Origin of the sequence: Vibrio atlanticus, assembly GCF_024347315.1 — a bacterium.
GTDB classification, from domain to species: Bacteria; Pseudomonadota; Gammaproteobacteria; order Enterobacterales; family Vibrionaceae; genus Vibrio; species Vibrio atlanticus.
The window spans coordinates 1,135,647-1,153,635 of record NZ_AP025461.1 but is presented as its reverse complement, the minus strand read 5'-3'; the positions used below and the strand labels follow the sequence as shown (position 1 = coordinate 1,153,635).

Annotated in this window: 13 protein-coding genes; 5 read left to right on the top strand and 8 right to left on the bottom strand. The window is 43.8% G+C overall.

Annotated features, from left to right (window positions below):
* Positions 1-77: 77 nt before the first annotated feature.
* Together OCV30_RS20855 and OCV30_RS20850 are read left to right on the top strand one after the other, a co-directional pair.
* Positions 78-917: an isopenicillin N synthase family dioxygenase gene (locus tag OCV30_RS20855; protein WP_004730947.1), complete on the top strand. Its 840-nt coding sequence runs from the start codon at positions 78-80 to the stop codon at positions 915-917.
* Between the two features lie 281 nt (positions 918-1,198).
* Positions 1,199-1,819, top strand: coding sequence for a DNA-J related domain-containing protein (locus OCV30_RS20850; RefSeq protein ID WP_065679007.1), 621 nt, complete (start codon positions 1,199-1,201; stop codon positions 1,817-1,819).
* A 183-nt stretch (positions 1,820-2,002) separates the two neighbouring features.
* Here the strand turns inward: OCV30_RS20850 and mrdA are convergent, their stop codons facing one another.
* From mrdA to OCV30_RS20825, 5 genes are all read right to left on the bottom strand, one after another.
* A complete protein-coding gene (mrdA, locus tag OCV30_RS20845) occupies positions 2,003-3,901 on the bottom strand; it encodes a penicillin-binding protein 2 (RefSeq protein WP_065679008.1) in 1,899 nt (632 codons plus the stop codon).
* A 240-nt stretch (positions 3,902-4,141) separates the two neighbouring features.
* Positions 4,142-5,803: an ABC-ATPase domain-containing protein gene (locus tag OCV30_RS20840; protein WP_065679009.1), complete on the bottom strand. Its 1,662-nt coding sequence runs from the start codon at positions 5,801-5,803 to the stop codon at positions 4,142-4,144.
* A gap of 118 nt (positions 5,804-5,921) precedes the next feature.
* On the bottom strand, positions 5,922-7,829 hold the full coding sequence (locus OCV30_RS20835; RefSeq protein WP_065679010.1) for a sensor domain-containing phosphodiesterase: 1,908 nt from the start codon (positions 7,827-7,829) through the stop codon (positions 5,922-5,924).
* A gap of 178 nt (positions 7,830-8,007) precedes the next feature.
* A complete protein-coding gene (gene fabV / locus OCV30_RS20830) occupies positions 8,008-9,207 on the bottom strand; it encodes an enoyl-ACP reductase FabV (RefSeq protein WP_065679011.1) in 1,200 nt (399 codons plus the stop codon).
* A gap of 81 nt (positions 9,208-9,288) precedes the next feature.
* Positions 9,289-9,906, bottom strand: a complete 618-nt coding sequence (locus OCV30_RS20825) for an arylesterase (protein ID WP_065679012.1) — start codon at positions 9,904-9,906, stop codon at positions 9,289-9,291.
* Here OCV30_RS20825 and OCV30_RS20820 point away from each other — a divergent pair.
* The 3 genes from OCV30_RS20820 (at position 9,905) to OCV30_RS20810 (ending at position 15,005) form a co-directional block, all read left to right on the top strand.
* Complete coding sequence (locus OCV30_RS20820) at positions 9,905-10,579, top strand: ABC transporter ATP-binding protein (protein ID WP_009845334.1); 675 nt, start codon at positions 9,905-9,907, stop codon at positions 10,577-10,579. The genes OCV30_RS20825 and OCV30_RS20820 overlap by 2 nt on opposite strands.
* A 1-nt stretch (position 10,580) precedes the next feature.
* A complete protein-coding gene (locus OCV30_RS20815) occupies positions 10,581-13,019 on the top strand; it encodes an ABC transporter permease (protein WP_065679013.1) in 2,439 nt (812 codons plus the stop codon).
* 531 nt (positions 13,020-13,550) lie between these two features.
* Positions 13,551-15,005: an FAD-dependent oxidoreductase gene (locus OCV30_RS20810; protein ID WP_065679014.1), complete on the top strand. Its 1,455-nt coding sequence runs from the start codon at positions 13,551-13,553 to the stop codon at positions 15,003-15,005.
* Positions 15,006-15,192: 187 nt separating this feature from the next.
* On the opposite strand, the gene OCV30_RS20805 is transcribed toward OCV30_RS20810, so the two are convergent.
* The 3 genes from OCV30_RS20805 to OCV30_RS20795 all read right to left on the bottom strand — a co-directional run bounded on the left by OCV30_RS20805 (position 15,193) and on the right by OCV30_RS20795 (position 17,801).
* A complete protein-coding gene (locus OCV30_RS20805) occupies positions 15,193-16,131 on the bottom strand; it encodes a 5-oxoprolinase subunit C family protein (RefSeq protein ID WP_065679015.1) in 939 nt (312 codons plus the stop codon).
* Positions 16,124-16,870 (bottom strand): 5-oxoprolinase subunit B family protein, encoded by a 747-nt coding sequence (locus tag OCV30_RS20800; RefSeq protein WP_065679016.1) that lies wholly within the window; start codon positions 16,868-16,870, stop codon positions 16,124-16,126. The genes OCV30_RS20805 and OCV30_RS20800 overlap by 8 nt, the downstream gene beginning before the upstream one ends.
* A gap of 187 nt (positions 16,871-17,057) precedes the next feature.
* Positions 17,058-17,801, bottom strand: a complete 744-nt coding sequence (locus OCV30_RS20795) for a 5-oxoprolinase subunit PxpA (protein ID WP_065679017.1) — start codon at positions 17,799-17,801, stop codon at positions 17,058-17,060.
* Between the last annotated feature and the right edge of the window lie 188 nt (positions 17,802-17,989).

Sequence of the window (17,989 nt, the reverse complement as noted above, 5' to 3'; positions counted from 1 at the left end):
GAGTTTCACAAAAGTTTGATTTACAACAAAGTGATCCTTAAAATCATTGCATTACTACATAACAAGAAAGAAAAGTCATGAAACTGGAAACTGTCGATTACCTTGCTGACGACGCAGCAGAACAATTTGTTCGATCTCTACGTGAAACGGGTTTTGGTGTTCTTAAGAATCACCCCATCCCAAAAGAGCTTGTTGAGTCAATTTACGAGAACTGGTACCAATTCTTCATTTCTGAAGAGAAAGAGAACTTCCACTTCAATGTTGAAACACAAGATGGATATTTTCCACCTTCAGTTTCTGAAGTTGCTAAGGGCCACACTGTAAAAGACATCAAAGAATACTTTCACGTATACCCTTGGGGTCAGATTCCTGAACAGTTAAAAGAACAGATTCTAGATTACTACCAACGTGCTAATGCTTTTGCTCAAGAACTATTAGGTTGGGTTGAAGCACATGCGCCTAAAGAAGTACAAGAGAAGTTTTCAATCGCGCTTTCTGAAATGATTAATGGCAGCGAACAAACACTGCTTCGCGTCCTTCATTACCCACCAATGCAAGGCGATGAAGAGCCAGGTGCTATCCGCGCAGCCGCTCACGAAGACATCAACTTACTGACTGTTCTTCCTGCAGCAAATGAGCCGGGCCTTCAAGTTAAAGCTCAGAATGACGAGTGGTTAGATGTTCCATGTGACTTCGGTAATATGATCATAAACATTGGTGACATGCTTCAAGAAGCATCAGGTGGTTACTTCCCATCGACAACTCACCGTGTAATTAATCCATCAGGTGAACGCCAAGAGAAATCTCGTATCTCTTTGCCACTATTCCTTCACCCAAAACCGGAAGTTGTACTGTCTGAGAAGTACACCGCAAATGAATACCTAATGGAACGTCTAAGAGAGCTTGGTGTTATCTAATTAACTCGTTCCTTGTGCTAAAATTGGTATAGATATCAGAGGTCAGCAAAATTGCTGGCCTTTTTTGTTTTTCCAAAGAGCAACATCGATCATAGTCAATTACTGGTCACCTTAGCCGCGTAATTTTGATGGATAACGGGCTCTTGAGCCAAGCAATTGATTGTGGTGTTCCATTAAGCTCGACAAATCGCAGAAAATCGCTTTCAATTAAGAGAAGTCAGCCTACTGACCTAGGGCAATTCATCATGCCTAATAATCTAATCACCTCAAACGAGCCAACTATGTCGAATAATCAAGGTGTGAGAGCAAGCTTTCATAGCCATATGGAGAACCCTTTGCTTTGGCCCATTATGGAAGTGCTTAAGCGAAAACCAAGTGGATGGAAAGTACACACACTGGCGGCTCATCTAAACGACCTTGGGTTTATGCCTGTATTAGATGCAGCACCTGAGAAGGAGTTATTTAAAAAGAACTTTCTCATTATGAATGCGCTGTATCAGCTTCAAGAAACGTTGCACCCTGATGGTTGGCTTCAAGTTCAAGCTATGGATATTGAATTGATGAATGGAAGCTATCATGGAAATAGCCACAGCATTGATCACCAAGACCCACTTCGAGACTACTACACTAATTGGGCTAACTATGAAGCGGATGAAGGTGAAGTCAAAAGGCTGCTGAACGAGTTTTGGACTCGGTACAGAAAGTTTGTTGGCGCTGATACGCTCAATTTAGATAAAAACCGTGCATTGAAGTTATTTGATCTCCCTGTAGACGCAACGCATAAGGAAATAAGAAAGCGTTGGCGACAGCTGGCATTGCGGTGGCATCCCGATAGAGACGAGGGCAATACGGCAAAATTCCAGACGCTTTGTGAAGCGTGGCATGTATTACGAAGTTCATGATCGACGTAACTCTTACTGCGCTGTTTATTGACTCTTTAGAGTGAAATTTAAGCCCTATATATAAAAATGAAAAGCCCCATGTTGTGAGTGACACAAGTGGGGCTTTGTCGTCATTATGCTTGTATTGTTACTAGGCTATGCGTTGTTACTAGGCTATGCGTTGTTACAACTTCATTTATTATGCTATGAGTGATCTTTGTTTTCTCCACTCTTATGTTCGAATGCATAGTCGAGTACTTTACGGATATAAGGAGCACCGACCTTGGAACCACCATTACCGTGCTCGATGACCACAGTCGCGACATATTCAGGGTGTTCGTAAGGTGCGAATGCCGTGTAAAGCGCGTGGTCGAGTAAATGCCGAGCCAGTTTCTTGGAGTTGTAGACCTGATCTTTTGCAAGATCAAATACTTGGGCTGTACCCGATTTACCGCCGCTAGTGTAGTCAGTTCCTTTAAATGCACGTCTGCCGCTACCTCGACTGCCGTGGTTTACGAGTCGCATCGCATTAATAGGTACATCCCATATCTCGTCTGGTACTTCAGTGATCGACAGCATCGGCTCAGGTTCAACAAGTTTTTGCGTATCAAAATCTTCACCGTGATCTAAGGTAGCTCTCAAGATATGAGGTGGCATTACCTTCCCATGATTAACTAGTACCGAGGTTGCTTTGGCAAGTTGCATTGGCGTGGATGTCCAATACCCTTGGCCAATACCAATAGGGACGGTGTCACCTTGATACCAAGGTGTACGATAACGCATCATCTTCCATTCTCGAGTTGGCATGTTGGCGGTGCTTTCTTCATAGATATCGATGCCCGTAGGTTCACCAAAACCAAAGCGATTCATCCAACTTGAGATGCGGTCGATACCTAAATCAAAGGCGGTTTGATAGAAGAATGAATCCACCGACTCTTCAATCGCTTGAGTTACGTCAACAGGACCGTGACCCCAGCGTTTCCAGTCTCGCCATGATTTAGAGTTGCGTTTGGAACCGGGAATTTGCCATGAACCGTGATCATCACGAATGGTGTTTTCTGATATAACATGCTCTTGTAATCCAGCAACGGCCATAAATGGTTTTATGGTGGATGCTGGGGGGTAAACGCCCAGTGTGGTGCGATTCACCAACGGGTGACCAGGGTCATTCAATAGACGTTGGTAGTTCTTACTCGAAATGCCGTCGACAAATAGATTAGGGTCATAACTTGGGCTAGATGCCATCGCCAGTACACTGTTGTCTTTCGGATCGAGAATTACTGCACTTCCGGTTCGGTGATCAAGTTGCTCAAATACGTATTTTTGCAGTTCAAGGTCAATATTTAATACTATGTCTTTGCCTGCAACTGGCGGCACGTACTCAATAGTCCGAACAACACGGCCACGGCTGTTTACTTCAACTTCTTGATAGCCTTTGGTTCCGTGTAGGATATCTTCGTAATAGCGTTCGACACCGAGCTTACCAATAATAGTAGTCGCTTGATAATTCGCTTCGATGCCTTTTTCTTCTAGCTTCTTTAGGTCACTATCATTAATGTGTGCCACATACCCTAAGACATGGGTCAGCACCTCTCCATTTGGGTAAAAGCGCTTTAAGTTCGTATCAATCGATAAGCCGGGGAATTGGTACTGGTGCACCGAAAACTTAGCGATCTCTTCTTCACTTAGGTTCTCTAATATAGTGACAGATTTGAAACGGCGCGTGTTGTGATAACGTTTTTTGAATCGAGCGATCTGCTCAACATTACGCGGGATGTATTTGTCTAGCTTGGCGAGCATGGTATCGACATCATCTGTTTGCTCGGGAATCATCGTTAGATTAAACACAAGCTTGTTCTCGGCAAGCAACACACCATTACGATCGTAAATTAGCCCGCGAGTAGGCGCGATAGGCAATACTTTGATTCTGTTGCCATCAGCACGAGTTTGATAGCTTTCAAAATTGTCGACTTGAAGTCGGTACAGGTTGGCGACTAAGACGAGAGTGAACAATAAGATCCCACAAAACGCCACGATTACACGGTTTTTGAATAGGTTTACTTCGATTTTATGGTCACGCATCTTAACGCGTTTATGATTCATTGAAGCCTCAAGAGTCTGTTACATTTAGTTACACCTATCGAGCCGGAACTTTATCTGAATATCGCCATAGTTTTGTAAAAGCTGTGTCATGATTTTGGGGATTTCTATGATTAAAGCGCTGACCAACAATGTAGTCACGTAAAGAGTGGCCGAATCAGATAGAAATATAGGAATTGAACGCAAAAAAACGGCCCTCATAAATGAGAGCCGTAACAATAAAGATTAACTTAACGCGAGGTATTAGTTCGAGCTCGAAGGTTTGAACTGAGATTTACGCATACGGTTTAGTGCGGCCATTACATCCAATACTCTTGGTTTCGCTAAGTCACCGTAGTTTGGCATGTTCACGTGCCATTCATCGCTTAAGATAGCGCTAAACTCTTTAGCTGGGTTATTTGACCAACCTGGAGTTTGTGCAAACTGGAACCATGCCCAACCAATCGCGTTAACTTCTGATGTTGACTCTAACTGCTCTAATGCAGAAAGATCAGCGAATTCCTTACCAAAACGCAGTGACTCTTTGCCTTTCGCGTTAACTCGGAATTTGCCATCAGTAAGAATGTTCATCAATGCAGCGCGGTTTAACGAGCGAGGAACAAACGTTTCTAATGCGGTCTCACATTCGTTAGTTCGTTGAGTTGGGTGTTGAGCGATGACTTCTTGTGCTTTTTCAGTTACGTCTACCGCTTGGTAGTCGTGCATTTGAATCACAGTGTCAGCCACGTCTAGGTAATCACCAGAACCACCCATTACAACAATGGTAGAGATATCCATCTCTTCACGTAGTTGGCCAATACGGTCAACAAGTGGAGTGATTGGCTCAGCACCTTTTGATACTAGCGCTTGCATACGTTCGTCACGAATCATGAAGTTAGTCGCTGACGTATCTTCATCAATAAGTAGTGTTTGAACGCCTGCTTCAATCGATTCTTGTAGCCAAGCCGCTTGCGATGTAGAACCTGATGCATCTTGTGTGCTGAAATTAGACGTGTCTTTCTGCATTGGTAAATGGTTGATGTAGTTTGAAAGATTCAAGTTGTGTACACATCGGCCATCTTCAGCACGGATCTTCATCGTATCGGTCGCAGTCACGATACCTTCACGGCCATCACCAGGAATATGGTTATAGATAGAACGTTCAACGGCGTTCAATAGTGTAGATTTACCATGGAAACCACCACCAACGATCAGCGTGATGCCTTTAGGAATACCCAGGCCAGTCACATCACCTTGGTTTGGCGCGTTTAGCGTCACACTTAAAGACTCTGGTGCTAGGAAAGGAACCGCGCCTTTCATTGGCAGGTCGCAGTTACCTGCAATACGAGGTAATACACTGCCATTTGCAACGAATGCTGCTAGGTTGTTTTCTTCCAATTGAGCACGCAATGCGTCTTGGTCTTCAACAGTTTCACAATGCTTAATCATCGCTTCGATGTTGAGTTCGCGTTCAAGCGTTGCGCGACGAATAAACTTAGGCAAATAGAATGTAATGATGTTGATTGCTTTCTTTGCAAGAATACTACGACCATCAGCGGGTAGGTTGATACGAAAACGAATTTCGATACCGTGCTCGGTGAAAACCACAGATGTGTTATCCAAAACAGTTTGGCCTGTTAGTGCGATAGACACTGTCGCTTCTTGCTTAGCAAATTCAGAGAAGCTACGTGCAATAAAATCACGCGCTGCTACTTGGTATTCGTAAGATTTTTCTTTAAGCCAATCTAACCCTGTTAACGACCAAGCGCGTGTTGCGCGAAAACGTGAAGATGATGCATACGGGTCACCTTGAACGTGGTCGATGTGTAATTCGAAATCAGCAAAGTCGTATTGACCTTTAATTTGTTGATATGCGCGGAAGTTTTGTTTTTCGAGCTTTTTAAGCTTTGCAGTCAACTGATCCATAACGAGGAATGCCTATATAAAGGGAAGATAAAACAGAAAGGCGGCGATTATAAAAATCACCACCTATAGAGTAAAGAGAAAGTAGGCCTAAATTCAAAACAAAGTGCTCTTTTTCGCTTTAAGCGTAACGAGTTGTCCCCAAATAGTTTTGATTGATTAAGCTGTGTTCGAATTCTTGGCTCGGCATTGGCTTGCCATAAAGGTAACCTTGTCCCACATCACAACCTTCATTGATGATAAATTGCTCCTGAACCTCCGATTCTATACCTTCAATTGTGACTTTTAAGTCGAGCTTTTTCGCGATTTGGACTATAGACCGAACGATCTCCGAGTCTTCCTGTGAGTTGAGCATTTGGTCGATGAAGCTCTTATCAATTTTAATCGTATCGAATGGGAATTTCTTAAGGTAACTAAATGAGGCATAGCCCGTCCCAAAGTCATCCAGTGACAATGTAACGCCAATGTTGTGTAACGATTCCAATGTGTTTTTCGCGACGACTTCATCTGCAATGAGGCAACTTTCCGTGACTTCAAGTTCTAAGAAATGAGGTTCCAGGTGATAGGTTTCGAGTAGGTGAACCACTTGTTCCGCAAAGTGCACATTCTTGAGTTGAATTGCGGACACATTCACAGCCATCTTGAAATCTTCAACGTATTCGGACCACTCTTTCGCTTTTTCAATCGCATTACGCAGAACAAAGCTTCCGACTTCGAAAATCAAACCGTTTTGCTCGGCCATATGTATCAAGGTTTCGTTGGAGATATCCCCTAAGACTGGATGGCGCCAACGTAGTAGGGCTTCAGCACCAACCCAACGATGCGTTAATGGACATACCTTAGGTTGAAAGTAGAGCATGAGGTCATCATTACGTACGGCTTGAAGCAAATAACCTTCGATCTTATTGATGTGACTTTGTTGTTCAGTATGAGATTGAGAGTAGTAAGCGAATTTTTGTCCGGAATCTTTACAGGCGAGCATGGCTTCTGATGATTTCTGAAGAATGCTTTCCGCATCATCTTCGTTATCAGTAATCGCGATCCCGATAAACGCATGCAAATGTACCTTGTCACTTTCGATATCGAACTCTGAATGGCCGACTTTAACGAGCGTCTGGCAAAGTTCTTCTAGGCGTTGGTGCAAATCTTTTACGCTGAACGCCAGTACGAGATCGATAGAAGTAGGGCGTGCAGTTAGTACCTCGATATCAGAGATACTGTCGATACGTTTTCGGTATTCAACCAGCACTTGGTCTAACGCGTCATAGCCATATCGAGCCTGTATGCGCCTTCCATTCGTAAACCCTATATGAATAACCGCAAATGAATTGTCCGTCAGCCTTTGCTGTGACGACAGTTTGTTATTTAGGCGAGACTCGAATGCGGTTCGGTTTAAAAAGCCGGTGCCGATGTCATGATTCTTTTGGAAGTTTATCTTTTGTTCTGCCGCTCTTCGCTTATCAATCTCTTGGTTTAATGAATAATTAAGACTCGCGAGATCTTTTGTGCGAGTAGCAACACGGCTTTTTAAGTCACGATTCATTTGAGTGAGCTTCGCGTGTTGAAACAAGGTTTTTAATTGAGATTCTATCGAGGTGCGAAAGCTTTCTAATAGCTTAATATAGGTAGGCGTGTAGTGATTTTCTTTCGAGTCCAAGATACAAATGGTGCCGAACAATTCGCCGTTAGGCCAAAATAGCGGAATGCCACAATAAGAGATTAAGCCAAGCTTTGTGTCGGGGTTGTTTTTCCAATCAACATCGGCAAGCGCATTGGGTACTAAAAGCTGCTGCTGAGACTCCATCACTGTTTCGCAGTAAAGCCCATTTCCTAATGTTTCAGAATCGCCTTTGTTATAAGGGTTATCCTGACTGTGGCTGGTAGAGAAAACTTCAATGTAGTTGGTATGAACACGCATGATAAGTGCAGCAGGCACTTGAGTGATTTGAGCTAAGAGGTCGACAATATTTTGCCAGCTGGAGGCCATATCGTCAGGGATATCTAAGTCTATCGTTTTTATCTTCTTCATATGACTCCGAGTCAATTATGCTAAATGCATCAACACATCCTGTGTTAATTAAGATGAACCAAATAAACTGTGAACATTACATTAACTAAGTATAAGAAATGTTGCACAAAAAAACCTCCGCAATTTTGCGGAGGTTTTCAAATGTGAATCTGGGTCTCAGTAATGAGATAAGTTTCGATTAAGGCTTTAACTTTATAAAATCATCAGTGTTAAGTTTCTCTTTATAGTCTACCGATGATTGAGCAAAACCGTTCAACTGTAAAAACTCTTCTTTAAAACCTTGATAGTCACCGATTGATTGGAAGTTGTTTTCATCCATAGCTTCAAGTAGTTCAGTCACATGAGCTTGGGTTTCTGGGTCGAGTTCCCATTCATCCATCCGAATTAGGCGCTCGCCATCAAGTGGTACTTTGGTTTGTCCATACAGCTTACTGCTGAATAAGCGTTGCATTTGTTGGATGCAACCTTCGTGGGTCTCTTTTTCTTTCATCACTCTATATAAAGCGAGTAGGTAAGGGCTTAGCCCCGGAATGAACACACTCGCTTTGGTCACTAATGCTTTACACACGGTCGCGTAAGCATTACCGCCAAAGTTTGCTAGTTCAAGGTTAAGTGCGTGACTGGTTTGATGAAGGTCTATTTTAGCGCGGCCCAAAGTACCGTCCAAGTAGATAGGGTGCGTGACTTCTGGACCAACATAAGAAAAAGCAATGGTTTTGCAACCTGGGGCAATAGATTCAGCATTGATCAGCTCATCTATCCACTGTTCCCAATCTTCGCCGCCCATGACTTTGAGTGTGCTTTCGGCTTCTTCTTCCGTTGCAGCATCAAGTGTGTTGGTCACCCAGTTGTCGTGCTCTAATGAGATAGTCGCACCAGTCACGCTTTCACCGATTGGCTTAATGGCAGAACGCCAGAATTCTTCGGTATTTGGTTTGGGTCTTACGCCAGCGGCTAAGCTGTAGATAATCAGATCCACTTCACCTTCGAAGTAGGTTTCAATGGCTTCGACAACTTGTGAACGTGTTTCTTGTGAAAATGCGTCGCCAACAATGTTGATAGCAGTGCGTTGCTCTCGTTCGGCTTCTTTCTTGAAATAGATGTTGTTGTACCAACCAGCGCTGCCTAGAGATTTTTCGTTAGGACCGCGCTCGAATGAGACACCGATGGTGTCAGCTTTTGCACCGCCAAAGGTAAGGGCAATGCGAGCGGCAAGGCCAAAGCCAGAGGAAGCACCGATAATCAGTACTCGCTTAGGGCCATCTTTGATCTGCGGCGCACTCTTAACAAACTTGATTTGTTGCTTTACGGCTTCTTGACAGCCTAGAGGGTGAGCGCTTTTGGCTACCACACCCTTGATAATAGGTTCGATCAGCATAAATAACCTTACAGTTAACGGTGATATGCACTCAGGCTAACGTAAAGCTGTGTAAAATTTATTGAGCTAGACCATTAAAACCTAAAGATACTGATATAATTCTTTGGCGACAAATTCAGCAATCCAAGGCTGAGCTTCTGGTTTTGGATGCAGTCCATCGTTCATCATCCACTCCGGTTTGAGGATGATATGCTCTAGGAAAAACGGCAAAAGTGGTACGTTTTGTTGATCAGCAAGCGCTGCAAAAACGTACTCAAACTGTTGGTTGTAACGCTTACCGTAATTCGGTGGGATTTTAATCTTCATCATAATCGGTTTCGCGCCCGCAGCTTTTATCTGCTTAATGATTTGATCAAGATTCGCAGACATCAGCTTAGGTGGGAATCCACGAAGACCATCATTCGCACCGAGTTCGATAAGAACAGTGTCTGGGGCGTGTTCTTCAAGCAATTGTGGTAAACGAGCTAAGCCATTGCCAGTTGTGTCACCAGAAATACTTCCGTTGACCACGGTTACCGTTTTGTCATGCTTTGCTAACGCGTTTGGTAACAGGCTTGGCCAACTCTGTTTGATGTCCATGTTATAACCAGCACTCAAGCTATCACCAAGCACCAGTAACTTAGAATCTAACTCGGTATCTTGAGCCAAAGAAGCGGTTGAAAATATAATTAAGAATAAAAAGGAAATTAGTCGAGTCATGCATACATCCATCATTAAAGCAGAAGCTGTTTCGAAGACAGTGTCTACTAATCAAGAACATTTAACAATCTTAGAGCATGTTGATATCGATATTCGTGAGGGTGAAACGGTTGCGATCGTCGGTACTTCAGGTGCTGGTAAATCCACGTTAATGACACTGCTTGCAGGACTCGATGTGCCAACTTCTGGCGAAATCAGTTTGTTAGGCCAACCTCTATCACAGCTTGATGACGAAGCGAGAGCCAAAATCCGCAGTGAATCCGTTGGGTTTGTTTTCCAAAGCTTCTTATTGATCCCAAGCCTTTCTGCCCTGCAAAACGTCACGCTGCCTTGTTTGTTGAAAGGTGAAGACGAAGACATCGAACGCGCGACGGCTTTGCTTGAATCAGTGGGCTTGAAAGACAGGCTTGATCACCTGCCATCTCAGCTATCAGGCGGTGAACAACAAAGAGTCGCTTTAGCTCGCGCGTTTATGATCAAGCCAAAAATCCTTTTTGCTGATGAACCTACAGGTAACTTAGATCAACAAACGGCAGCGAAAATCGTCGAGCTGTTGTTCGAACTTAATTCATCGCACGGTACAACGCTTGTTCTCGTCACGCATGACCCTAAGCTCGCACAGCGTTGCCAACGAACCTTGAAAATGCATGTCGGTCACATAGAGGAAGTGTAAATTGAATTCATCACACGGACTGAATAAACGACTGTTTTCATGGAGCATCGAAGAGATTCGACATGGTCAGCTATGGCCGGTATCCATCGCTCTAACGCTCATTATAGCTTGTGTGTTCGCGCTTTCAGCTTTAGCTGAGCGTATGGAACAAGTGATCGTAAAGCAGGGCAAAGATGCGTTAACCGCCGACAGTGTATTTGTATCGGCAAACCCAATACCCCAACCTTTATTAGACCTGACTCAGGTTGAACAGTTAGAAAGCTCTCAGTTGACTCGCTTCTCAACCATGGCATTCAGTGATAACTCGATGCAGTTGGTTACTGTTAAAGCAGTAGAGAGCAATTATCCTTTACGCGGCGAAATGATACTGCAAGGAGCAGATAGCGCGGTAAGCAATCATGTTGAACCGGGGGAATTGTGGCTAGATGAGCGCATATTTGCTCAGCTAGAAGTTGAGATAGGTGACAATGTCACGATAGGCGATGCCGATTTAAGAATTACAGGGCGTATCGCTCAAGAACCGGGCCTGAGTTTTAACCCTTTCCAACAAATGCCTGCTGTTCTGATTCACAATAATGATGTTGAAGCGACAGGCGCAATCCAACCAGGTAGCCGCGTTAGCTTTAGATTGTTTTTAAATGGTGATGAATCGAAACTCAAAGCAGCACAAGACAGTATCGAACTGACACCAAGTGATCGCTGGCGTACACAAGACTCAGCCAGTCGTACCAACGAGATGTTCGAAAGTACGACTCAATACTTATCGCTAACGGTTGCTATCGTTGTGATCATGGCTGCGACCACTTTGGTACTCACTTGCCAACATTATGTTGCGAGTCGTCGTAAAACTATTGCGATGCTTAAGAGTTTAGGTGCGAGCAAGCAGTGGATCGTTAAATGGTTGTCTGTACAGGTGTCTCTGTTGGTGGTTATTGGTGCTGTACTGGGAATTACCATCGGTATCGGCTTAGAATTTTTGCTTCGTATACCTCTGGGCGACTTATTACCAACACCACTTCCTAGCTATGGTATTGAACCTGTCATTTTGGCGATTTTATCAAGCATTCTCATTGGTGTGCCTGCTCTTGGTATTCCGTTAATTGGCTTGGTAAGCACTTCGGCAATCAGCGTGATTCAATCAAGTCACCAGTCTAATGAAAGCTACAAGAAATACCTGTTGTTGCTAGTACCTATTATTCCAATGATGCTGATGTACGGTGACAATCTGTTGGTATGGATAGTTCTAGCGGGTATCGCTTGCCTGTTCTTAGTACTCGCGATTGTCAGTACGTTTGTTCTGCGTTTGGTGGGTCAACTGCCGACGTCGACATCTATGCGCTTGGCATTGAGCCGAATTAATCGCACACCATTAGCAACAGGGATTCAATTTGGTTCTTTAGCGCTGTCTTTGATGCTGTTATCGATCATATGGCTAGTGAGAAGTGACTTGTTGTCAGATTGGCAGCAAACTTTGCCCGAGAACGCACCTAATGCGTTTGCGCTGAATATTGCGAGCTATGAGAAAGACAGTTATCTCGAGACGATTGATGCAAACGAAGTAGAGCGTACTCAAGCGTTTCCAATTATACGAGGAAGGCTCACAACCATTAACGGCGTTGAGGCGGCGAAATACAGCGAGACCTCAGAAGAAACAGATGCACTAAGTCGCGAGATCAACTTCACTTGGGGAGATAGCCTGCCTGAGTACAATGAAGTATTAGAAGGCAGCTGGACACAAGAGCAGGGCGTATCTGTGGAATCCGATGTCGCAGAGCAACTTGGTTTGAAAATTGGCGATGATCTTTCATTCACAATCAACAGCCAGAACGTCTCTGCCAAGGTGAACAGCATCCGAAAAGTAGAATGGCGTGAAATGAAGCCAAACTTCTATTTCATTTTTACTCCCGATGTTTTGAGCGCTATTCCTTCTACTTGGTTGGTGAGCTTCAGATTAGAAGAGCAACACAACCAAATGCTCAACGAATTATCTCGAAATCACCCGACCGTGAGTTTGATGGACATTCGTAAAATGGGTAGCAAGATCCAAGAGTTGCTCAAACAGATTGTTTGGTCGATAACCGTACTTGCCGCGTTAGGTGTAGTGGCGGGGCTATTGCTTATCTTCACTCTGTTGCGACTGAGCTTATCTCAAAGACAACAAGAGATACGCTTGTACCGAACCTTAGGCGCGAGTAAGAAGCGTATTCTCAACACTATTTGGTGTGAATACGGGGTGATGGCGTTAGTAGCTGGCTCAATTGCTGCGCTAGGTTCTGAACTCAGTGTTGCAGGGGTAATGAACTTTGGCTTTGAGTTAGAACCTTCACTCCACCCAATACTGTGGATAGCGCTACCCGTGCTGACGTTTATCACATTGGCCGCGGTAGTGAATAGCTTAATCAAACGTTTGTTGGCACCAGTAAACAAGGATTTTGGCTAGTCGCTAGCGAGATCTCACAAATGCTTAAAACGGTCTAAAAGTGACATTACTTATACTTAGTCGTTCACTATTTATAAGACGTCTCTTTAGACCGCTTTTTATTTGACCAATGCGTAGCACAAGTTACGAACATCGCACCTTAATTTCCCGTTTTTTTAGTATTTTTTAAAACTAATTGCGCAATAATGCCGATTTAATGAACAGCGGTTAGTCCCTGTAAACAAAGGGTTTGCGCAACTTAGCAAGAACGTTATCAACAGTTATCCACAAAAACGGTGGATAACTTTAGGGATAAGTTAACATCTATGTTTTAAGAGTACTGAGGCAGCCTTTATGTGGCGTCACTTAGGACAAATGTGACGGTTATAATAACCTTTAAAACTCAATCTGGAGTTATTGAGTCAAGAGATTATTTAGGTTTTTTACATAGATATTAAATACTGCCTATCTAAGACCTTGATAAAAATGTGTTTTAATTCGTAGCAGAACAAAAGTAGAATAGAGGCAGTTAATCATATTCTACAGAACACGATGAACCACAACAAAACGGATACAAATCAGCCTTCTATTGCCATTGTTGGTGGTGGTATTGCCGGAACGACGAGCGCAATTCATTTTAGTGAGTTGGGTTATAAGGTCACTATTTTGGAAAAAGGACCGAGTTTGGTTAATGGTCCACCAATTTGCCATCTGCATGCTGGTGGCAATTTGTATCGAGATATTTCTGTAGAGCAGTGTCTTCAGTTGCTCACTCAGTCAATTGATACCGTCCGCTTGTTTCCCCATACGATCAATATTCGTCCGACAATTATCGCTGTTCCACACAGTGATGGTGGAGAGCCGTTGGATCTTCTTCCGCGCCTAAAGATAATCAAGAACGCTTATGCTGAGCTTGTTAATCAAGATAAAAGCAACCAAGTGCTTGGTAGACCGGAAGAGTATTACAAGCTGTATAGTAAAGAAGAGTTACTAGCACTTGCTGCTCAAACACAGCCTCTGAAACCAACATCGCTTGATGAATGGTGTATTCCTTTCGCTAAACATACGGATCTAGAAACCCTTAAGTATCCTGTTGCTATGGTTCAAGAGTATGGCTGGAGCGTATTCCGCTTATCTGCAACCGCTCAACTCTCTTTGGGGCAACAATCTAATTGTACCGTGTTAACCAACAGCCGATTACAATCTGTTGAATCGTTAGAGCAAGGTTGGTCTTTGACTTATACAGACGCTGAGAACCAAAGCTGTCACCTAACGACCGACTACTTGATTAATGCAAGTGGCTTTGAAACGGGCATCGTGGATGACTTTGTCGGTTCTAAGCAACAAAGGCTTGTTGAGTTCAAAGCCGCATACGTTACGCAGTGGCCGTATTCGCAAGAATGTAAGGAAGAGTGGCCAGAGGTTATCTTCCATGGCCCGAGAGGCACACCGCAAGGCATGGCTCAGTTAACACCGTACGCTGATGGTGTATTCCAACTTCACGGTATGACAGAAGGGATTACTCTGTTTGAGGGTGGGCTTGTTTCATCATCAACAGATTCATCACAGCCTCAGTTGCCTTCTAAGCTTCTTAAGAAAATCGTATCGGGTTGGAGTGAAGAACAACTTGAATTAAGAACTCGCGCTGCGATAACGCATATGTCTCAGTTCATCCCAAGTTTTAGCTCTGCACTGGTAGGTGGTAAGCCTTTGTTCGGTGCACAGCAGATTCCGGGAACCGATCCGAGCTTAAGAGCTTCAGACGTTTCATTTTGTGGTGATCGCTATGCTCGACTTGAAGTCGTCAAAGCATCTTCAACCCTAGAGGCTGCGCAAAAGGTCGCTGAGCAATGGTTTGATGTATCAGAGGCGGTATCGATTGAAAATACGCACTCAGTGACAATGTCATTTAACCTAAGTGATATTGAGAATAAAGCGATAGATTTGACACAAGAACGCGGATACCCAGAAGCCCTTGCAAAGGTATCAGGCCAAGATCACGCTTAATACTCAGTCATAATCTATTACGCTAAACATCTTCAATTCGGCTTACTTTGACAGGTAAGCCTAACCTTTAACTGAAACGCCTGCTTGTATCTTGTCAATTGCCTGAACTACATCTTCCAAACGAAACCTTCCTGGCTAAAGATTTCAAGATTCTTTGTAATAGAGTTACTTAGCTACAGAGCAAAAACTAATAGCCGAAAAATTGAGCCCACTGGCACCACACATCTTGTAATCCTAAGCGATCGCCTTTACTAAACGAGACTTTATGTCCAGGTTTGGCTTGTGCTAAGCGCGGTAAATCGATTCTGGCGACACATCCAATCTTCGGATAGCCACCAATAGTCTGTCTGTCATTAAGCAACACGATAGGTTGCCCGTCTTGTGGGATTTGAATTGCCCCAAGTGCAATTCCCTCAGATAACAAAGAAACATCAGGAGAAGCGACAGGCTGGCCACTGAGTCGATAACCCATACGGTTCGAATTCTGGTCAACACGATAATGGGAGCTATAGAGCGTTTCCTTCGCAGATTCGGAAAACAGATTGCATTGATAACCTTCAATAATGCGTAAATTCAAAGGCAAATTATAGTTCGGTTTGTATCTGAACGTGACACTCACTGGTTTGAAAGGTTGAGTGAGAGGATGTTTTGAGAATGCTATCTTCTGACCTTGTTGGCAGGGTTCACCATTTTGGGTAAGACCGCCAATCTTTTCTCGTGTAACCGTAGAACGACTATTTAGAGTCACGGGAACATCAAACCCTCCCTTAATCGCTAAATAGGCTCGAAGGCCATTCTTCGGTAATCCAAAGGATAAAACCTGCCCAGTTCGAGCTTGGAAAGTACTCCAGTTATCAAGCTTGTGGCCATCCAAAGACGCCTGTAAATCTCCGCCACATATCGACATTTCACAATCATGATCGATCTTGAAAGCGCATTGTCCTAGGGTAATTTCTAAAGCGGCGATGTTTACTGGATTTTGCAGTAGATGATTCGCCCAACTGTAAGAGTAATCATCCACAGGGCCACCTTGAGTTAAACCGAGGTGTGCGACACCAAACCGTCCGAAGTCTTGAATCAAACTCATTGGCCCCGGCTTAAGTACTGTGAGTGTTGGCTTAACCATTAAGCACGCCTCCTAGTTCAATGAACTCGTTTTTAGTGATGGCTTTAAATTGCACGCTATCGCCAACATTCAATAATGAGAGACCTTGCGAGGCTATGTCTGCACTGGTTAACTGGCCATAGTCGAACAGAGATAGAGGGCAGTTACCTATAATATTCCAGCCACCCGGTGAGTCCGAAGGGTACACCGCCGTTTTCGTATCCGCGATGGCGATGCTGCCTTTCGGTACTCTTAAGCGAGGGGTTGAATGACGAGGCAAAGCAAGCTCGTTGACCACATCAGACATAAACGCAAAGCCAGGGGTAAATCCAATCGCACTGACGCTGTATGTCTGTGAGGTGTGATATTGAATAATATCGTCGAGCGACAGGCCTTTGGCTTGATATCGGTCTAAATCGAGTGCTGTTTCTGGTGAGTAATAAGCGGGAAGCTCGATAGTGTTACGCGTGTTACTAACACTAGAGAAGGACGAAATAGCATGACTCAACAAAGAGTTGAGTTGTTCGATGAGCTGCTGTTCTGATATTCGATAAGGTAGGTAATCGACCAATATTGTTTGGTAAGCCGACGTCACATTCATCAATACAGATGCCAAGTTTTGGCGAATGGCATAGGAAAAATGAGCCATGTACTGCGCATATTCGGCGCTAGATTGATTATTTGGCGATAGCGTCAAGGTCACCAAAACGCTGCATTCCGCGACTGGCGCTATATTAAATTCAATTTGATTCGTCGTCATTTCGTTTCCATACTTTTGCTTACCTGCTTACCTGCTTACCTGCTTACCTGCTTACCTGCTTACCTGCTTAACGTTTCCAACTTCCGCGTCCAAACCAATACAAAGTAATTAGATCTTACGAGCAATTGGTAAGGTGCTCGTAAGGCGAGCGATAAGGCTATGCGTCATAACAAATCAAACGCTCATACTAGTTAAAAGCGTTGAGGTCTTGTCTGATTTTTCTAATTAATGCGATGGATTGGGGGTTATCACCATGGACGCAGATGGTATCGGCTTCAATAGGCAGTCTTTCGCCTTCAATGGTCGTGACTGAACCGTAGTTAATGATTTGCATGACTTGGTTGTAGATATCGTCCTGATTAACGTAAACCGAGCCTTTTTGAGTTCGCGGCGATAACTGCCCATTATTCAAGTATGCACGGTCGGCAAACGCTTCAAACAAGAGGGGTAAGTCATGATCGTCAGCAATATCTAGATACTGTTGATTGTCTGATGAAGAGAGAATCATCAAGGGGATGTTAAATTCAGCGACGGCTTGGGCAACGGCATTGAACACATCAATGTTCGCCATCATATCGTTGTAAAGGGCACCATGAGGTTTCACATACCCAACCGTAGTATGGTGATAACGACATAGGGCTTGCAATGCGCCCACTTGATAGCAAACTAATTCGCTGATCTCGTCCATAGTGTGAGGGATTGAACGTCGCCCAAAGCCAACAAGATCTTGATAGCCAGGATGAGCACCTATCTGAGTATGGTAGTGTTCGGCAAGCTTAATGGTTTTAGACATCACGTGAGGATCAGACGCATGAAACCCACAGGCAATGTTTGCCATGTCGACCCATTCCATTACCGATTCATCATCGCCCATCTTCCAATTGCCGAAACTTTCTCCCATGTCGCAATTAAGCAAAATCTTCGTTGTCACGTGGTGCTAACCCTTTACGTTGAGGTGAGTAATGACGGTCTTATAAATACCATAAATAAACAGTGACCTAACTCAAATTTTCGACACCAAGAACTGCATTTACTATGAGGTCACGGCATGTATCAAACCCGCTAAAGAATGGATTGTGAAAAATGCTTCCTTTCATCAATGACGTATAGAAACTATGG